Below are 13,850 nucleotides of genomic sequence, written 5' to 3'. Positions count from 1 at the left end.
CCAGCATTCAAGTTGCATCTTTATCATTTGAACTCCATTAATGAGGCTTTGAACTCCATTAATGAGCCTTTGAACTCCATTAATGAGCCTTTGAACTCCATTAATAAGCCTTTGAACTCCATTAATGAGCCTTTGAACTCCATTAATGAGCCTTTGAACTCCATTAATGAGCTTTTGATTATGCTAATTCAGATAGTTTTCAGCTTACTTGCAAACAAGCATAAAACACCGCTCTTTTGCCCAATGCCCAATTCCCAATTCAATCAAACTGATTCAGAAAGTTGCTCATCGAGACGGCGAAACAAAAATAGCCAAAGAGGTAGGGAACTATTAATCGCAATCAGTCGCACTAAATGACCAGCTGTGACGATTTCAACATTATGATTCAATGCTAGGGAAACCAAAATCATTTCTGCCGATCCTCCTGGTGCTGTGACTAGCAGACAGGTTAACCAGTCCCAAGAAGTGAATTGCATAGCAAGCATAGCAGCGATCGCTCCGGCGATGAGGGTCATCCCTACAGATACTAAGGCATAAGCCACAGTCCGCTTCTGAAAGTTGGGTTTGTCTCCCCAATATTCACCAATGGTAATTCCCAGTAGCATTTGACCCAATAAGTTAATTAAAGGTGGCGGACTAAAACTAATATCACCCACAAAAGGCAGCCAATTTAGTAAGGGATTAAACCCGATACCAATCAACAATGCACCAAAGAAATCGCCTGCGGGAATTTTAAATAATATAGCTGGATAAACTACTAATCCAGTGATTAGGAGTATTAACAAAAGTAATTCTAGTTGAGATGGATCGAAATTGAGCCAAGCAGCGTTGATTGGGAGTGTTTGGGGATAGTAATTAGTAGTTGATGTCCTAGCGATGAAGGGGATCAAAACAACTACTGAGGTGACGCGAATTGCTTGAACTAGGGCAACTAAGCTGACATTTTTATTGTAATCGGCTGCGATCGCAGCCATAATTCCTACACCACCAGGAACTGTTGCCAGCATTGCTGTCAATAGGTTGGTTTTGCTAAGACGGGCGTAAATATAACCAATACAGGTTCCACTCAGCAGCAGAAACAATGTCAAAAAAATAAATATGGGAATACCAGAAGCAACACTAGCTAGATTACCGTGGGTATTGGAAGCGCCGACAGTTAAACCTACAAGTGCCATTCCTACTTTTCTTGCAGTGCGGTTAGGTTTGGGGGAATATTGATAAAAAATTCGACACCCTTGAAGAACTACTGTACCAGCAGCAATCCCGCCAAATATCCAGGCAATCCTGCCAATTTGAAACTTGGCAAGGAGTAAACCTAGAGGTAATGCTAGAAGCATTTCCAAGACAAGGACAATTAGTTGCTTTGTAAATAGCTGTTGTTTATTGGTGACAACAGGATTTTCATGAGTGTGTTCTTCCAAGCTGGGAGCAACACTTACGATTTGATTCATCTATAGGAGCTTTTTTATTAATTTAACTTACAGAATGTAAAGGAAAACTGCTGTACGCATCCAAGAATCGCTATAGAGAGAGCATAGGGGTATAGCGCGATCGCTATGCCCCTACAAATAAATTTATATTCCTTTTAATGCTTCAGCCATTTAATCTTCGTCAAGGGCTGGGAAAGCTTCTTCAAGCTGCCATAACCGATCTTTGTTTTGAACGAACCAAATACGAGTTTCGGGAGTTAATTGACTCCAAATGACTTCAACAGGGATGTGAGGAGATGCATATTGGTACTGCTGACCAAGGGATCTGAGATTGTCTGCCACATCATGGGGAATTCCGAATTGTTCCCAGTCAACTGTGATATGTCTTCCCGAAACTCCGGCTGTGGGGTCGAAAATCAATTGTGCCGATCTGACTAAATCAGCAAAGTGTTTCGGCTTTAGTTTGGTGATCTCCTGAATTTGGAGTGATTCGTTATGCTCTTGAGACATTATCGCCGCAGTGGTAAGGATTAGTGGTATTTGAACTTACTGCCAGAGATTTTGATCCCAATATTTTTACTTTAGCGCAGAGCCGCTAACTTCATCATGACTAAATATGATCGATTAAAGATTAAGTTTTGGGAAGAATTCTGACTCCAATCCCCAGCCCCGATTTTAATGACGAGTGTAGGAACGCTCAAAATGAGTTTTGAGTCTTTGTGTCATAGCAGACATTGCAACTGCTGCTACAGAAAGCGATATTGCAGCTATTTTGATTTTAAAGTCATCTGCAAGTATCGCTCCAGCAGCTAGAGCGATCGCTACCCCTATACAACTTTGTTTGACTGTATTTGTAACTCTATAAGCTCGATTGCATGAACTACAAATAAGTGTGTGCCGCGAGAATCTATCTAGCAAAATCGGTGTTGGATTTAACTCGTCATTCTCAACATTCTTCCATGTAGAATAACCTTGATAAAAAGGCAAAGACGATCCAAATTTATCTAGCCACTTGCGGTACTCAATCACTAATGTGTCAGATGTTTTCAGAGGCAAATATAGCTCTTTGAGACTTGTTTGTAAGCGCTCTATTTCTAATTGTTGTCCTACAATGAGAGGCAAATCTTGCTCTAATATTTTGTTAGTATTTAAGTGATCCAGCCAGCGAGGTCTGAGCTTTACTCCCAAATTCATGAAATTACGATAACCTCTAGCTAGAAGACGGCATCGCCCTTTGCCTAAAGGAATAGAGTACAAAGCTAGTCCAAATGTCCAGCCTTTATCTTCAATATAAGCATTGTTCAAAACAAGACTTGGAGCCACAAAATCAATATACTTCCAGGCTTCATTTGATTTATTAATTCCCCGCCACCTACCTTGAATTCCCTGAACCGAACTCTTTAGTACTTCCATTTCTAGCGGTTGGGCATTTTTGCGATTACTACCACCTCTCATCCCATCATGGCTAATAGCAACATGAGCCGGATCGATGACGTTCTCTATTAAATATGTTTGGTCATAAGGTAGATCCAAGATAAAGTCTGTAGGCACAAATCCTGGCTTGTCTAAATCTGGTAAAATCGGGATAATTTCATCAACAGCAGTTTCTTTTTCGCCAGCCCAAACCCAAATCATGCCTTGGCGTTCCACAACTTTAAAGGATTGCACGCAAGCATTCGCTGGAATTTTCGCATCTGCTGGTAATTGGGGAATGTGCAGACATTGACCATCACTGCCAAACTGCCAACCGTGGTATAAACACTCAATTTTGCCGTCAATAATTTGTCCTTCAGAAAGTTTGGCTGTACGGTGAGAACAACGATCTGTTAAACAGATAAATTGTCCATTTTGGTTTTTGAACAAAACCAAAGGTTCATCGTACAAGGAAAAGCTATGAGGGCGGTTGGCAGGTAAGTCTTGCACGAAAGTGACGGGATACCAACATTGCCTCCAGTTAAATTCCTGCTTTTCTTCAAGTGTTTCAAAGGTAGAAGTTGGTGGTGTTGCCTGTAGTGTCTCTGTTTCTAATGACATATTTTTCTCCAGGTTTTTATAATCTTATACCTTTGAATCAGGAAATTATTAGTCCTAGAGGTAGAATGTTTTTAGGTTAAAACTGGAACATTTAACAATATAAAGGCGCTGAAAGGTTCCTATTTAGATATGTCATTTGATTAACTAAGTGTTGTATTTTTTACCTCAGTTAATCACTTTCGATCAGAACTGTAACAGCTGCGATCGCAATTAACATTTCATCATTTTTATCGTTGAGTTCGGGAATCGCCCGCCCTTGAACTATCATCCCCCCAGATTCTACGGTAAGGCTTTTGCGACCAAATGGTAATACAGCTAATACCTCTTCTTCTCTAACTTGCTCTGGGTATGGCACTGCTACCTGAACTTCTATAATCATTTCATTGGGGTGATTTAAACCTGCGACTTCCCAAACACCAGGTAAAGCATTGTGAGCGATCGCATTCCTTACTGCCCTAGATGCTGCTACTGTTGGTTCTTGTCCATGTTGATCTATTCCCATTCCCATCTCAATAATCAACCGTTTACGCACCATTACTATCTCCGGTAAATTTGCACCTTTATATTAATCAGGAGTCAAAAGCCAGAATCTAGAGTTCTCTGAATACTGACTTGTAACTCCCCAAGCAAGAGAATATATCTATGGCCTTCTGGGAAGGAGGTAAAATTCGTGGCAGATTCTGATTAGTTTTGGAACTTATATCGGCTAAGGTGATTTAGATCATACGCTGCAAGCGACTCAGACGCTCTGAGTAACTTTTCATCACCTGTATAGCAAACATGGGTGTTTCCTGAACAGCAAAGAGAAACCCTTCGTGATTAAGGAAAGCTAGTTTGCTATCCACCTTAGCAATAGCTGTGTAAGTTCTATTTTTTACTCCTACAAGTATCCCAACACCAAAAACTTCGCCCGTTTCAATGGTTTCTACAACCTTGCCATTGACTAATATATCTACCTCTCCTTCCAGAATGCCGTAGATTTTATCACCAGACTGTCCTTCTTCAAAGATGACTTCGCCTGTTGAAAATGCTTGAGGATCGGGTTGTTTTTGAAAGATACTGACTGTTAATACAGGACTTAGCATTAGAGCAACCCCAAAATTATTGGTTTTTAGACGAAACTTTTTGATAGCTTTAGGCGAACCCAAAAAAGTATACTACTTTATGTTGGTTAACTCTCAATCTCCACAAAATTCCTGATTAGTCCCCTAATCGTCTAAAAACCTTTCCCTGGTTTTACTAGGCAAAATCGTCCCTCTCCGAGTCGGAGCTACGGTGTACACACAAGTCTTCTAGAGTTGCGCTACAGGCTTTTGATCCCCCCAACCCCCTTTAAAAAGGCAGGCAAAAAGCTCTTAAGTCCCCCAATTTATCGGGGGATTACGGATCAAGTTTTGTAACTGTTCTGTGGTCATGTGCTTTTATTTGCATAGTTTCTCCGAAGAATTTACTTTATTTACGTTTGGTAATCAGCCAACCTAAAGCGATAAATATCAAGGTAGCAATGATGCTTAAAGTTAACGATGCGTAAAGGGGATGTTTTTGTATTAACGGGAGATTAATTTTATCAATGTGTGTTGTGAATACCCCAGAGGCGATGTCTACGACGGGCTACGCCTACGCACCACCGCCAAAGCCGATACCTAATATATTTCTGCTAACTTTTTTAGGCGTTCTTCTAGCTGATTCTGTCATTGGATTTTATTTTCGTCTTCCAGGAAATAGTAACCACAGTCCGCAGGTTATTGAATTACCCCACCCTAACCCTCCCCTTATAAAGGGGAGGGAACTAAATTTCTTTTTTCCCCCCTTTCTAAGGGGGGATTAAGGGGAGTAATCCAGGGAATAATAAGCACATTCCAGGAATATGAAAACGCTGATGACAAAACTGTATAACCAAACATCAGAAAAGCAAAAACGGCAAACTCTCAGAAACAATATGCCCCCATCTGAAAAAATAGTGTGGGCAAAACTTAGAAATGAACAAATTGAAAGCTGTAAATTTCGCAGACAATACAGTATTGACAGATTTGTAGTGGATTTTTATTCTTCGGAATTGAGACTTGCCATAGAAATTGATGGTGATAGTCACTATCAAGATGGAGTTCCAGAATATGACCGCGATCGCCAAGCCTTTTTGGAATCAAAAGGTACAAGGATTTTGAGATTTACAAATCCAGAAGTTTATCAAGATATTGATGGTGTGGTGGATAAGATTAGAGAAGTTATTTGTAGGTTGAGGGAAGTTACCCCACCCTAACCCTCCCCTTATAAAGGGGAGGGAACTAGATTCCTTTTTTCCCCCCTTAGAAAGGGGGATTAAGGGGGGTAATTCGACTTGTGTACACCGGATTATAAAAAGGAGGGAATTAGATGTTCTAGTTTTTTCTTTCTAATGTTGATTCGGGGTTCGCATTTGTTGATTCGGGGTTCGCATTTGTTGATTCGGCGATCGCATTTGCTGATTCGGGGTTCGCATTTGTTGATTCGGCGATCGCATTTGTTGATTTGGCGATCGCATTTGTTGATTTGGCGATCGCATTTGCTGATTCGGGGTTCGCATTTGTTGATTTGGCGATCGCATTTGCTGATTTAGCGATCGCATTTGTTGATTTAGCGATCGCATTTGCTGATTGCACTTATTCTCAAACAACAAATCGATATAAAAAATGAGTAAAAATACACATAAGCTCGTAATTATTTAGTTGTAACTTTAATGAAATAAATCCACAAAACTACCCATCTCAGGCAAAAGGATACTCCACTATGTTGAAAAAGGAATTATAAAAAAAAGGATATCTCATGTCTTTAAGAACTCGTGGTTCTGCTGCTGTTGACAAAGCCCAACTTCGTCTCGCCTTGCTTAAATCCGTTGATGAAAATCTGGATTTAGGACATGGATTAACCATTGAAGCCTACAACCACCTCATCAATACTACCCGTGCGACTTTAGAAGCTCATAACACGCTTGTGTCCAATCTTGAAGAATCGCGTAAGACAGTAACCCAGATGGATAAAGCCCTCTCCGAAATGTCTGAACGAATGCTAAGTGGAGTTGCAACTATCTACGGTAGAAACAGTATAGAGTATTCCAAGGCTGGCGGCTCTAATGGAAAAAGAAATAAACAATCTAGTTCAAAAGCTGCTCCAATTGTAGCGGTTCTTGCCAGTCAACCTGCTCAAGCTGCAATTGCGAATGCGTTAATTAACGGTAACGGTACAACTCCTTTGCTGCAATAATCCACTGACTGCATAAATCTAGTGCCGTGTCAATGCTAAATTTGTGCATTAAATGTAAGTTGGGTTTCCTTACGTCAACCCAACCTACGTTTAATCCATCTGAATTTTATAGGAGTGATGTCTACGACGGGCTACGCCTATGCCCTTGTGGAATCCTATCTTTTATTTGCAACTTTATATAACGAAAATTCAACACAGGGAGAAGTTTCTCGAACTCCCGTTCAAATAGGGAATTTTGGTTTCCATGCCATCTTCTATAATTGATAAAACCTGCACACCTAATTTTAGGCATGAGACTGTGACCGAATCAGGAAGTTACAAAGATACTGTAAACCTACCCAAGACTAGCTTTGAGATGCGGGCAAACGCTATCAAGCGTGAGCCGGAAATCCAAAAATTTTGGGAAGAAAATAAAATTTACGATCGCCTCTTTGAAAATAACCCCGGCGAATTATTTATACTGCACGATGGGCCTCCCTACGCTAATGGCTCACTCCATATTGGTCATGCCTTAAATAAAATTCTCAAAGATATTATTAATCGCTACCAAATGTTACAAGGGCGTAAAGTTCGCTACGTTCCTGGTTGGGATTGTCACGGTTTACCGATTGAGTTAAAAGTTTTGCAGAATATGAAGTCAGCAGAACGGCAAAATTTAACGCCTTTACAACTGCGCCAAAAAGCGGAAGAATTTGCCCTAGCTGCGGTAGATAACCAGCGCCAAAACTTTAAACGCTACGGTATTTGGGGTGATTGGGATAACCCTTATCTAACTCTGAAGCCGGCTTATGAAGCGGCTCAAATTGGTGTGTTTGGTCAGATGTTCTTAAAAGGCTACATCTATCGCGGTTTGAAGCCGGTTCACTGGAGTCCGAGTTCTAAAACCGCTTTGGCTGAAGCTGAGTTGGAATATCCTGAAGGTCACGTTTCTCGCAGTATCTATGCAGCTTTTGCAATCACAAGTTTGGCGGAAGCTGTAAAACCACTGTTGGCAGAATATCAGTCTGATTTGGGTGTGGCTATCTGGACAACTACACCGTGGACTATTCCGGCAAATTTGGCGGTGGCGGTGAATGCAGATTTGAACTATGCAGTGGTGGAAGTTTCTCATCCAGAGGCGCAAAGTAATTTCAAATACCTCATCGTTGCTGCTGATTTAATCGAACGTTTATCTTCAACTTTGGGAGTCGAGTTAACTCTCAAAGCCACCTTTAAGGGGAATGACTTAGAACATACTACTTACCGTCATCCCCTATTTGACCGAGAAAGTCCGATTGTTGTGGGTGGCGATTACATCACAACTGAGTCGGGTACTGGGTTGGTACATACCGCACCCGGTCATGGTCAAGAAGATTACATCGTTGGTCAGCGTTACGGTTTGCCCATCCTTGCACCAGTGGATGATAACGGCAATTTTACCGAAGAAGCAGGAGAATTTGCGGGGTTAAATGTGCTGGGTGATGGGAATCAGGCGGTAATTGATGCCTTAAATGCGGCTGGTTCTTTGTTGAAAGAAGAAGCATATCCCCACAAGTATCCTTATGATTGGCGGACGAAGAAGCCGACGATTTTCCGCGCTACTGAACAGTGGTTTGCTTCCGTGGAAGGATTTAGAGAAGAAGCATTAAAGGCGATCGCTACGGTAAAATGGATTCCAGCCCAAGGTGAAAATCGCATCACGCCAATGGTGGCGGAACGTTCCGATTGGTGTATCTCTCGTCAACGTGCTTGGGGTGTACCTATTCCCGTTTTCTACGATGAAGCCACGGGGGAAGCACTGCTGAATGAAGAAATTATCAACCACGCCCAAGCAATTATCGCAGAAAAAGGTTCTGATGCTTGGTGGGAATTATCCGTTCAGGAGTTATTACCCGAATCTTATCGCAATAATGGTAAGTCTTACCGCAGAGGTACAGACACAATGGATGTATGGTTTGATTCTGGCTCATCTTGGGCATCTGTAGTCCAACAGCGTCCAGAGTTACACTACCCTGCTGATATATATTTGGAAGGTTCCGACCAACATCGCGGTTGGTTTCAGTCAAGCTTGCTCACCAGTGTAGCGGTAAATGACATTGCACCTTACAAAACTGTCCTAACTCACGGCTTCGCTTTAGACGAACAAGGCCGGAAAATGAGCAAGTCAGAAGGAAATGTGGTTGACCCAAATACAATCATTGAAGGCGGGAAAAATCAAAAAGTAGAACCGGCTTACGGTGCAGATGTCTTGAGATTGTGGGTATCATCGGTAGATTACTCCGGCGATGTTCGCATTGGGAAAAACATCATCAAGCAGATGAACGATGTTAGAGGCAAAATTCGTAATACGGCGCGGTTTTTGCTGGGTAGCTTGGATGATTTTGACCCAGAAAAAGATACAGTTCCTTTTGAGGAATTGCCAGAACTTGACCGTTATATGCTGCATCGCATAACTGAGGTATTTGAGGAAGTAACCGAAGCCTTTGAGAGTTTCCAATTCTTCCGCTTTTTCCAAACAGTGCAGAATTTCTGTGTGGTGGATTTATCCAACTTTTATTTAGATGTTGCCAAAGATAGGTTATACATCAGTGCAAAGGATGCTTTCCGCCGTCGCAGTTGTCAAACGGTGCTGAAGATAGCTTTAGATAACTTAGCACGAGCGATCGCACCAGTATTATCCCACACCGCCGAAGATATATGGCAATATCTCCCCTATAAAACACCTTACAAATCGGTGTTTGAAGCCGGTTGGGTACTAATTGAGGAAAAATGGCGTAATCCAGAATTGGCAGAATTTTGGGAGGCGCTGCGACAACTCCGCACGGATGTTAACAAGGTGTTAGAACAAGCCAGGATAGAAAAATTAATTGGTTCTTCCCTGGAAGCGAAAGCTTTGATTCATATACCCCACAAACAGTTAGGCGATGCTATCAAAGCCTTTAACCCGGTTAAGGGTAACGGGATAGACGAACTGCGGTATTTATTGCTGACTTCTCAGGTGGAATTATTAGATTCTGCTGAAGGATTGCAAGGATTAAAATATACACTGCAAACGGAAGACTGGGGAATTGGGATAGTAAACGCAGAGGGGCAAAAATGCGATCGCTGTTGGAACTACTCTACTCATGTGGGAGAATCAGCAGAACATCCCTTAATTTGCGATCGCTGTGTTGCAGCCTTAGCTGGAGAGTTTTAACAGAATAAAACTCATAACTCTTGTGGGGTGGGCAATATGAGCGCCTTTGACTACGGGCGCTCATGTTGCCCACCCCACAATAAGTAGTTGAGTATTTTTTTATTTGGAAGTCCCTTATGCTTTTATTAATGAAACGCACGAGTTTGTTAATGAAACGCATGAGTTTATCAATGAAACGCATGAGTTTATTAATGAAACGCATGAGTTTATTAATGAAACGCATGAGTTTGTTAATGAAACGCATGAGTTTATTAATAAAACGCATGAGTTTATACTTAAAGCCAGTAGGGTGCGTTACGGCTTCAGCCTAACGCACCGCCAAACACTCAAAAATAGAAAGACTGTACACAACGCAGTGTGTAAAAAAAAGCAATAAAATATTTAAATATCTAAAAAACTCAGTTATATCTAAATTTTTGAACTTAATTGCGGAATTTAGAACTAAAACGGTGTGTTAATAGTAAATAAGATATACATAGTCATGGGCAGGATATGATACTTGAGACTGCGGCGATCGCAATTGGCACTATAATAGCCACCAAAGCCTTAGAAAAAACCACCGAAAAGGTAACAGAAGTTTTATTAGATAAGACTGGTCAGTTTCTCGTCATCCTCAAAAAACACTCTCCTGATACTGTAGCTGCTATAGAGAAAGCATCAGACCAACCACTCGATTATGGCAAGGCTGTATTAGAAGTGCAATCTGCGGCTCAAGCTAATCCTGAAGTGGCTCAAGCTGTAGAGGAATTGGCAGCCGCAGCTAAAACAGAACCAAATCCCAAGTTTGCGGAAATTCTAGCTATGCCTAACCTGCAAAAATTAGCAGATAAAATTGGTCAGGTAGTTATGCCAGGTGGGACAGGTAATATTGAAAATCAGTCTTTTTAAATTATCACTATAAGTTAGCGTGTGACCTAACCCCCAGCCCCTTCCCTACAAGGGAAGGGAAACAGGAAATCTAGTTCCCTCCCCTTTATAAGGCTATGGTGTACACACATCTCTGTACAGACCCAAAATCGTTGGAGATCCCCCTAAATCCCCCTTAAGAAGGGGGACTTTAAGAGGTTTTTGCCCCCCTTCTTAAGGGGGGTTGGGGGGATCAAAAGCCTGTGGCGCAACTCTAGAAGACTTGTGTATACACCGTAGCCTTTATAAGGGGAGGGTTAGGGTGGGGTAAAACCAATATTTATCAACGACTTCAGACTTGTGTATACACCGTAGCGGAAAAAGAAAGAAGTCTTTTAGTTTTTATGAACAGCAAAATTTAACTATTATATGCCTGAAGACTCTGGGAAGTTTGCTGACAAAATTGGCGCTTACGCCGCCCCTGGTTCTCAAGTTAATATTGGGACTCAAATTATTCAAGGGCAGAAACAGTTAACTCCCACAAAATCTATTCCTTATCGCGGTTCCGTCAACTTCGTCGGGCGAGAAACGGAACTGACAATGGTGCATGAAGACTTACAGCGAGGAAATTATGTAGCAATAGCGGGAATGGGTGGCGTGGGCAAAACTGAATTAGCTACCCAGTACGCCAGACGATACGAACAAGATTATGGGGGAATTGCTTGGTTTAACGACAGAGAAAGCAATCTCGCCGCCGAAGTTTTAGAGTTTTTCTCATTGCAGTTACGTTTGGAGATTCCCCAAGAATTAGGAGGAAAATTTTTAAGCCTTAAACAACAAGTCGCCTGGTGTTGGTCTAGATATTTTAACTCTGCCTTGCCGATTTTAATTGTCTTCGATGACGTAACTGATTTAGACAACCTCCGCCAAGTCGTTCCCAAGGATAACCGCTTTCGAGTCTTAATTACTACTCGACTGCGGGATTTAGACGCAAATTTTATTCAAGAGATTGCCTTAGATGTTCTCTCGCCCCAAAACGAACCAGGTAAAGCCTTAGAACTGTTAAAACGACTGTTGAGGAAAACAGATAGGCGAGTTGAAAATCAACCACAAGCCGCAACAGCAATATGTGAATGTCTAGAATATTTGCCCTTGGGCATAGAGTTAGTGGGAGGCTATTTAGTACGCGACCCGGACATATCTTTAGATATCATGTTTGGGCGATTGCAAAAACGTAAATTAGCAGAAGCAGCTTTACAAGACCGGGAAAATCTCAACTCAACTCAACTGGGAGTCAAAGCCGCCTTTGCTTTAACTTGGTCAGAACTCGACCCACTGGCGCAACAACTAGGAATATTTTTGAGTTTATTTTCTCCTGTACAGATTCTTTGGGATTTAGTTATTCGGGTAGCGATAGGTGGAGGGGAAACAGAAAATCAGGAACAAAAACAGCTAACTTGGTCAGAAGATGAATTAAACGCAGCTAAAAAGCAACTCTACGGGTGCAACTTGCTGCAACTCTTAGAAGAAAGAGCAGGATGTTATAAAATTCATGCTTTAGTACGGTGGTTTTTGCAAGGGCAGTTAGCCGATGCTGGCGAGATGAAATTAGTTTTGGAAACAACCTTTACTACTGCGATGATAGGCTTTGCCCAAATCTTTCCTGGTTCACCCACCTCCGAGCATATCGAAGGCTTGAGGGATGTTATTCCCCATCTCGAAGACCTGGGAAAACGTATAATTGCAGAGATAAAACAAGCAAAAGAGGCACAGATAATTTCTTCAGCTTCAGTCCCCAATGATGAAGTAGCTTGGGTATTTGACGGGGTGGGAAGATTTTACGAGGGACAAGGATTATATCAATTAGCAGAACCTTGGTATAAGGAATGCGTCAAAGTTTGCGAGTTTCTGTTTGCTAATGACCATACTCATGTGGCTGCCAGCCTAGACCATTTAGCAGCATTTTATCATAGCCAAGGACAGTACACTCAAGCCGAACCTTTCTGCATTAAAGCCTTAGAAATGACAAAGCGCCTGTTTAATGATGACCATATTCATGTGGCTACTAGCTTGAACAATTTAGCAGCGCTCTACTATAGTCAAGGGAAGTACGGTAAAGCCGAACCTCTCTACATCCAAGCCCTGGAAATGACAAAGCGCCTGTTTGTCGGCGACCATTCCAACGTGGCTGGTAGCTTAAACAATTTAGCAGCACTGTACCGTTCCCAAAGAAGGTACAGTGAAGCCGAAGCTCTATACATTAAAGCCTTAGAAATGACAAAGCGCCTATTTAATGGCGACCATCCCAATGTAGCTACTAGTTTGAACAATTTAGCTCTCCTCTACAATAACCAAAAGCAATACAGTGAAGCTGAATCTTTATTGATTGAAGCTTTGGGGATGAAAAAGCGCCTGTTTATAGGCGACCATCCCGATGTAGCTAATAGCTTGAACAATTTAGCATTACTCTACAATAGCCAAAGGAGGTATAGTGAAGCCGAATTTCTTTATATTGAAGCTTTAGCAATGAGAAAGCGTCTGTTTCCAGGCGGTCATCCTAATGTGGCTGGTGGCTTGAACAATTTAGCTTACCTCTACGATAGCCAAAGACGCTACAGCGAAGCCGAACCTCTGTTCACAGAAGCTTTGGCAATGGCAAAGAGCCTATTTGCTGGGGAACATCCCAATGTGGCTACTAGCTTGAACAATTTAGCTTTGCTCTACAAAAACCAAGGGCGGTACAGCGAAGCCGAACCCCTCTTAAGCGATGCCCTGGCAATGAGAAAGCGCCTGTTTGATGGCGACCATCCCGATGTAGCTACTAGCTTGAACAATTTAGCTTTGCTCTACAATGGCCAAAGACGGTACAGCGATGCCGAACCTCTGTACATTGAAGCCCTGGCAATGTGCCAACGGGTGTTAGGCGTTAATCATCCCACTACAGCGACAGTTCGAGAAAATCTAGCAATCCTGCAACGCCAGTCTAATCCCCCCGCTATTCGCAAAGGTCGATTAGGTCACTTGATGCAAATATTAAAGGCGATATTGATTTTACCCTTTTCCCTGCTGTGGCGATTTATTAAAAAATTAATTCGTAATTAAAATATTGGTTTTGTGCAATTGAG

The 13,850-nt window shown here is 41.9% G+C and carries 12 protein-coding genes; 6 read left to right on the top strand and 6 right to left on the bottom strand.

Annotated features, from left to right (window positions below; genetic code table 11):
* Positions 1–263: 263 nt before the first annotated feature.
* The 5 genes from V7K38_RS20075 to V7K38_RS20055 form a co-directional block, all read right to left on the bottom strand.
* Positions 264–1,451, bottom strand: coding sequence for an AbrB family transcriptional regulator (locus V7K38_RS20075; protein ID WP_334860152.1), 1,188 nt, complete (start codon positions 1,449–1,451; stop codon positions 264–266).
* A gap of 150 nt (positions 1,452–1,601) precedes the next feature.
* The gene (locus V7K38_RS20070) at positions 1,602–1,940 is read right to left on the bottom strand and encodes a hypothetical protein (RefSeq protein WP_334860151.1); all 339 of its coding nucleotides are present in this window, start codon (positions 1,938–1,940) and stop codon (positions 1,602–1,604) included.
* Between the two features lie 165 nt (positions 1,941–2,105).
* Complete coding sequence (locus tag V7K38_RS20065; RefSeq protein ID WP_334860150.1) at positions 2,106–3,464, bottom strand: aromatic ring-hydroxylating dioxygenase subunit alpha; 1,359 nt, start codon at positions 3,462–3,464, stop codon at positions 2,106–2,108.
* Between the two features lie 169 nt (positions 3,465–3,633).
* Positions 3,634–3,999, bottom strand: coding sequence for a Lin0512 family protein (locus V7K38_RS20060; protein ID WP_334860149.1), 366 nt, complete (start codon positions 3,997–3,999; stop codon positions 3,634–3,636).
* Between the two features lie 181 nt (positions 4,000–4,180).
* Complete coding sequence (locus V7K38_RS20055) at positions 4,181–4,549, bottom strand: Crp/Fnr family transcriptional regulator (RefSeq protein ID WP_334860148.1); 369 nt, start codon at positions 4,547–4,549, stop codon at positions 4,181–4,183.
* Positions 4,550–5,343: 794 nt separating this feature from the next.
* Between V7K38_RS20055 and V7K38_RS20050 the strand changes: the two genes are divergently transcribed.
* A complete protein-coding gene (locus V7K38_RS20050; RefSeq protein ID WP_334860147.1) occupies positions 5,344–5,724 on the top strand; it encodes an endonuclease domain-containing protein in 381 nt (126 codons plus the stop codon).
* 118 nt (positions 5,725–5,842) lie between these two features.
* Here V7K38_RS20050 and V7K38_RS20045 read toward each other — a convergent pair whose 3' ends face one another.
* Positions 5,843–6,103, bottom strand: a complete 261-nt coding sequence (locus tag V7K38_RS20045) for a hypothetical protein (protein ID WP_334860146.1) — start codon at positions 6,101–6,103, stop codon at positions 5,843–5,845.
* 163 nt (positions 6,104–6,266) lie between these two features.
* On the opposite strand from V7K38_RS20045, the gene V7K38_RS20040 reads away from it, so the two are divergent.
* The 5 genes from V7K38_RS20040 to V7K38_RS20020 all read left to right on the top strand — a co-directional run bounded on the left by V7K38_RS20040 (position 6,267) and on the right by V7K38_RS20020 (position 13,827).
* Positions 6,267–6,704, top strand: a complete 438-nt coding sequence (locus V7K38_RS20040) for a hypothetical protein (protein WP_334860145.1) — start codon at positions 6,267–6,269, stop codon at positions 6,702–6,704.
* A 298-nt stretch (positions 6,705–7,002) separates the two neighbouring features.
* Complete coding sequence (gene ileS / locus V7K38_RS20035; RefSeq protein WP_334860370.1) at positions 7,003–9,879, top strand: isoleucine--tRNA ligase; 2,877 nt, start codon at positions 7,003–7,005, stop codon at positions 9,877–9,879.
* Positions 9,880–9,982: 103 nt separating this feature from the next.
* Positions 9,983–10,255, top strand: a complete 273-nt coding sequence (locus V7K38_RS20030; RefSeq protein ID WP_334860144.1) for a hypothetical protein — start codon at positions 9,983–9,985, stop codon at positions 10,253–10,255.
* Between the two features lie 116 nt (positions 10,256–10,371).
* On the top strand, positions 10,372–10,767 hold the full coding sequence (locus V7K38_RS20025; RefSeq protein ID WP_334860143.1) for a hypothetical protein: 396 nt from the start codon (positions 10,372–10,374) through the stop codon (positions 10,765–10,767).
* Positions 10,768–11,154: 387 nt separating this feature from the next.
* Positions 11,155–13,827, top strand: coding sequence for a tetratricopeptide repeat protein (locus tag V7K38_RS20020; protein ID WP_334860142.1), 2,673 nt, complete (start codon positions 11,155–11,157; stop codon positions 13,825–13,827).
* Positions 13,828–13,850 lie beyond the last annotated feature (23 nt).

It is taken from the genome of Nostoc sp. (assembly GCF_036917465.1).
GTDB lineage: Bacteria > Cyanobacteriota > Cyanobacteriia > Cyanobacteriales > Nostocaceae > Nostoc.
The sequence above is the reverse complement of the archived record's forward strand: the minus strand, read 5'-3'. Positions and strand labels throughout refer to the sequence as shown.

Excerpts from the sequence above, each read along its gene's own strand:
- V7K38_RS20075 (WP_334860152.1), bottom strand. The coding sequence starts at position 1,451 with ATGAATCAAATCGTAAGTGTTGCTCCCAGCTTGGAAGAACACACTCAT.
- V7K38_RS20070 (WP_334860151.1), bottom strand. The coding sequence starts at position 1,940 with ATGTCTCAAGAGCATAACGAATCACTCCAAATTCAGGAGATCACCAAA.
- V7K38_RS20065 (WP_334860150.1), bottom strand. The coding sequence starts at position 3,464 with ATGTCATTAGAAACAGAGACACTACAGGCAACACCACCAACTTCTACC.
- V7K38_RS20060 (WP_334860149.1), bottom strand. The coding sequence starts at position 3,999 with ATGGTGCGTAAACGGTTGATTATTGAGATGGGAATGGGAATAGATCAA.
- V7K38_RS20055 (WP_334860148.1), bottom strand. The coding sequence starts at position 4,549 with ATGCTAAGTCCTGTATTAACAGTCAGTATCTTTCAAAAACAACCCGAT.
- V7K38_RS20050 (WP_334860147.1), top strand. The coding sequence starts at position 5,344 with ATGACAAAACTGTATAACCAAACATCAGAAAAGCAAAAACGGCAAACT.
- V7K38_RS20040 (WP_334860145.1), top strand. The coding sequence starts at position 6,267 with ATGTCTTTAAGAACTCGTGGTTCTGCTGCTGTTGACAAAGCCCAACTT.
- V7K38_RS20025 (WP_334860143.1), top strand. The coding sequence starts at position 10,372 with ATGATACTTGAGACTGCGGCGATCGCAATTGGCACTATAATAGCCACC.
- V7K38_RS20020 (WP_334860142.1), top strand. The coding sequence starts at position 11,155 with ATGCCTGAAGACTCTGGGAAGTTTGCTGACAAAATTGGCGCTTACGCC.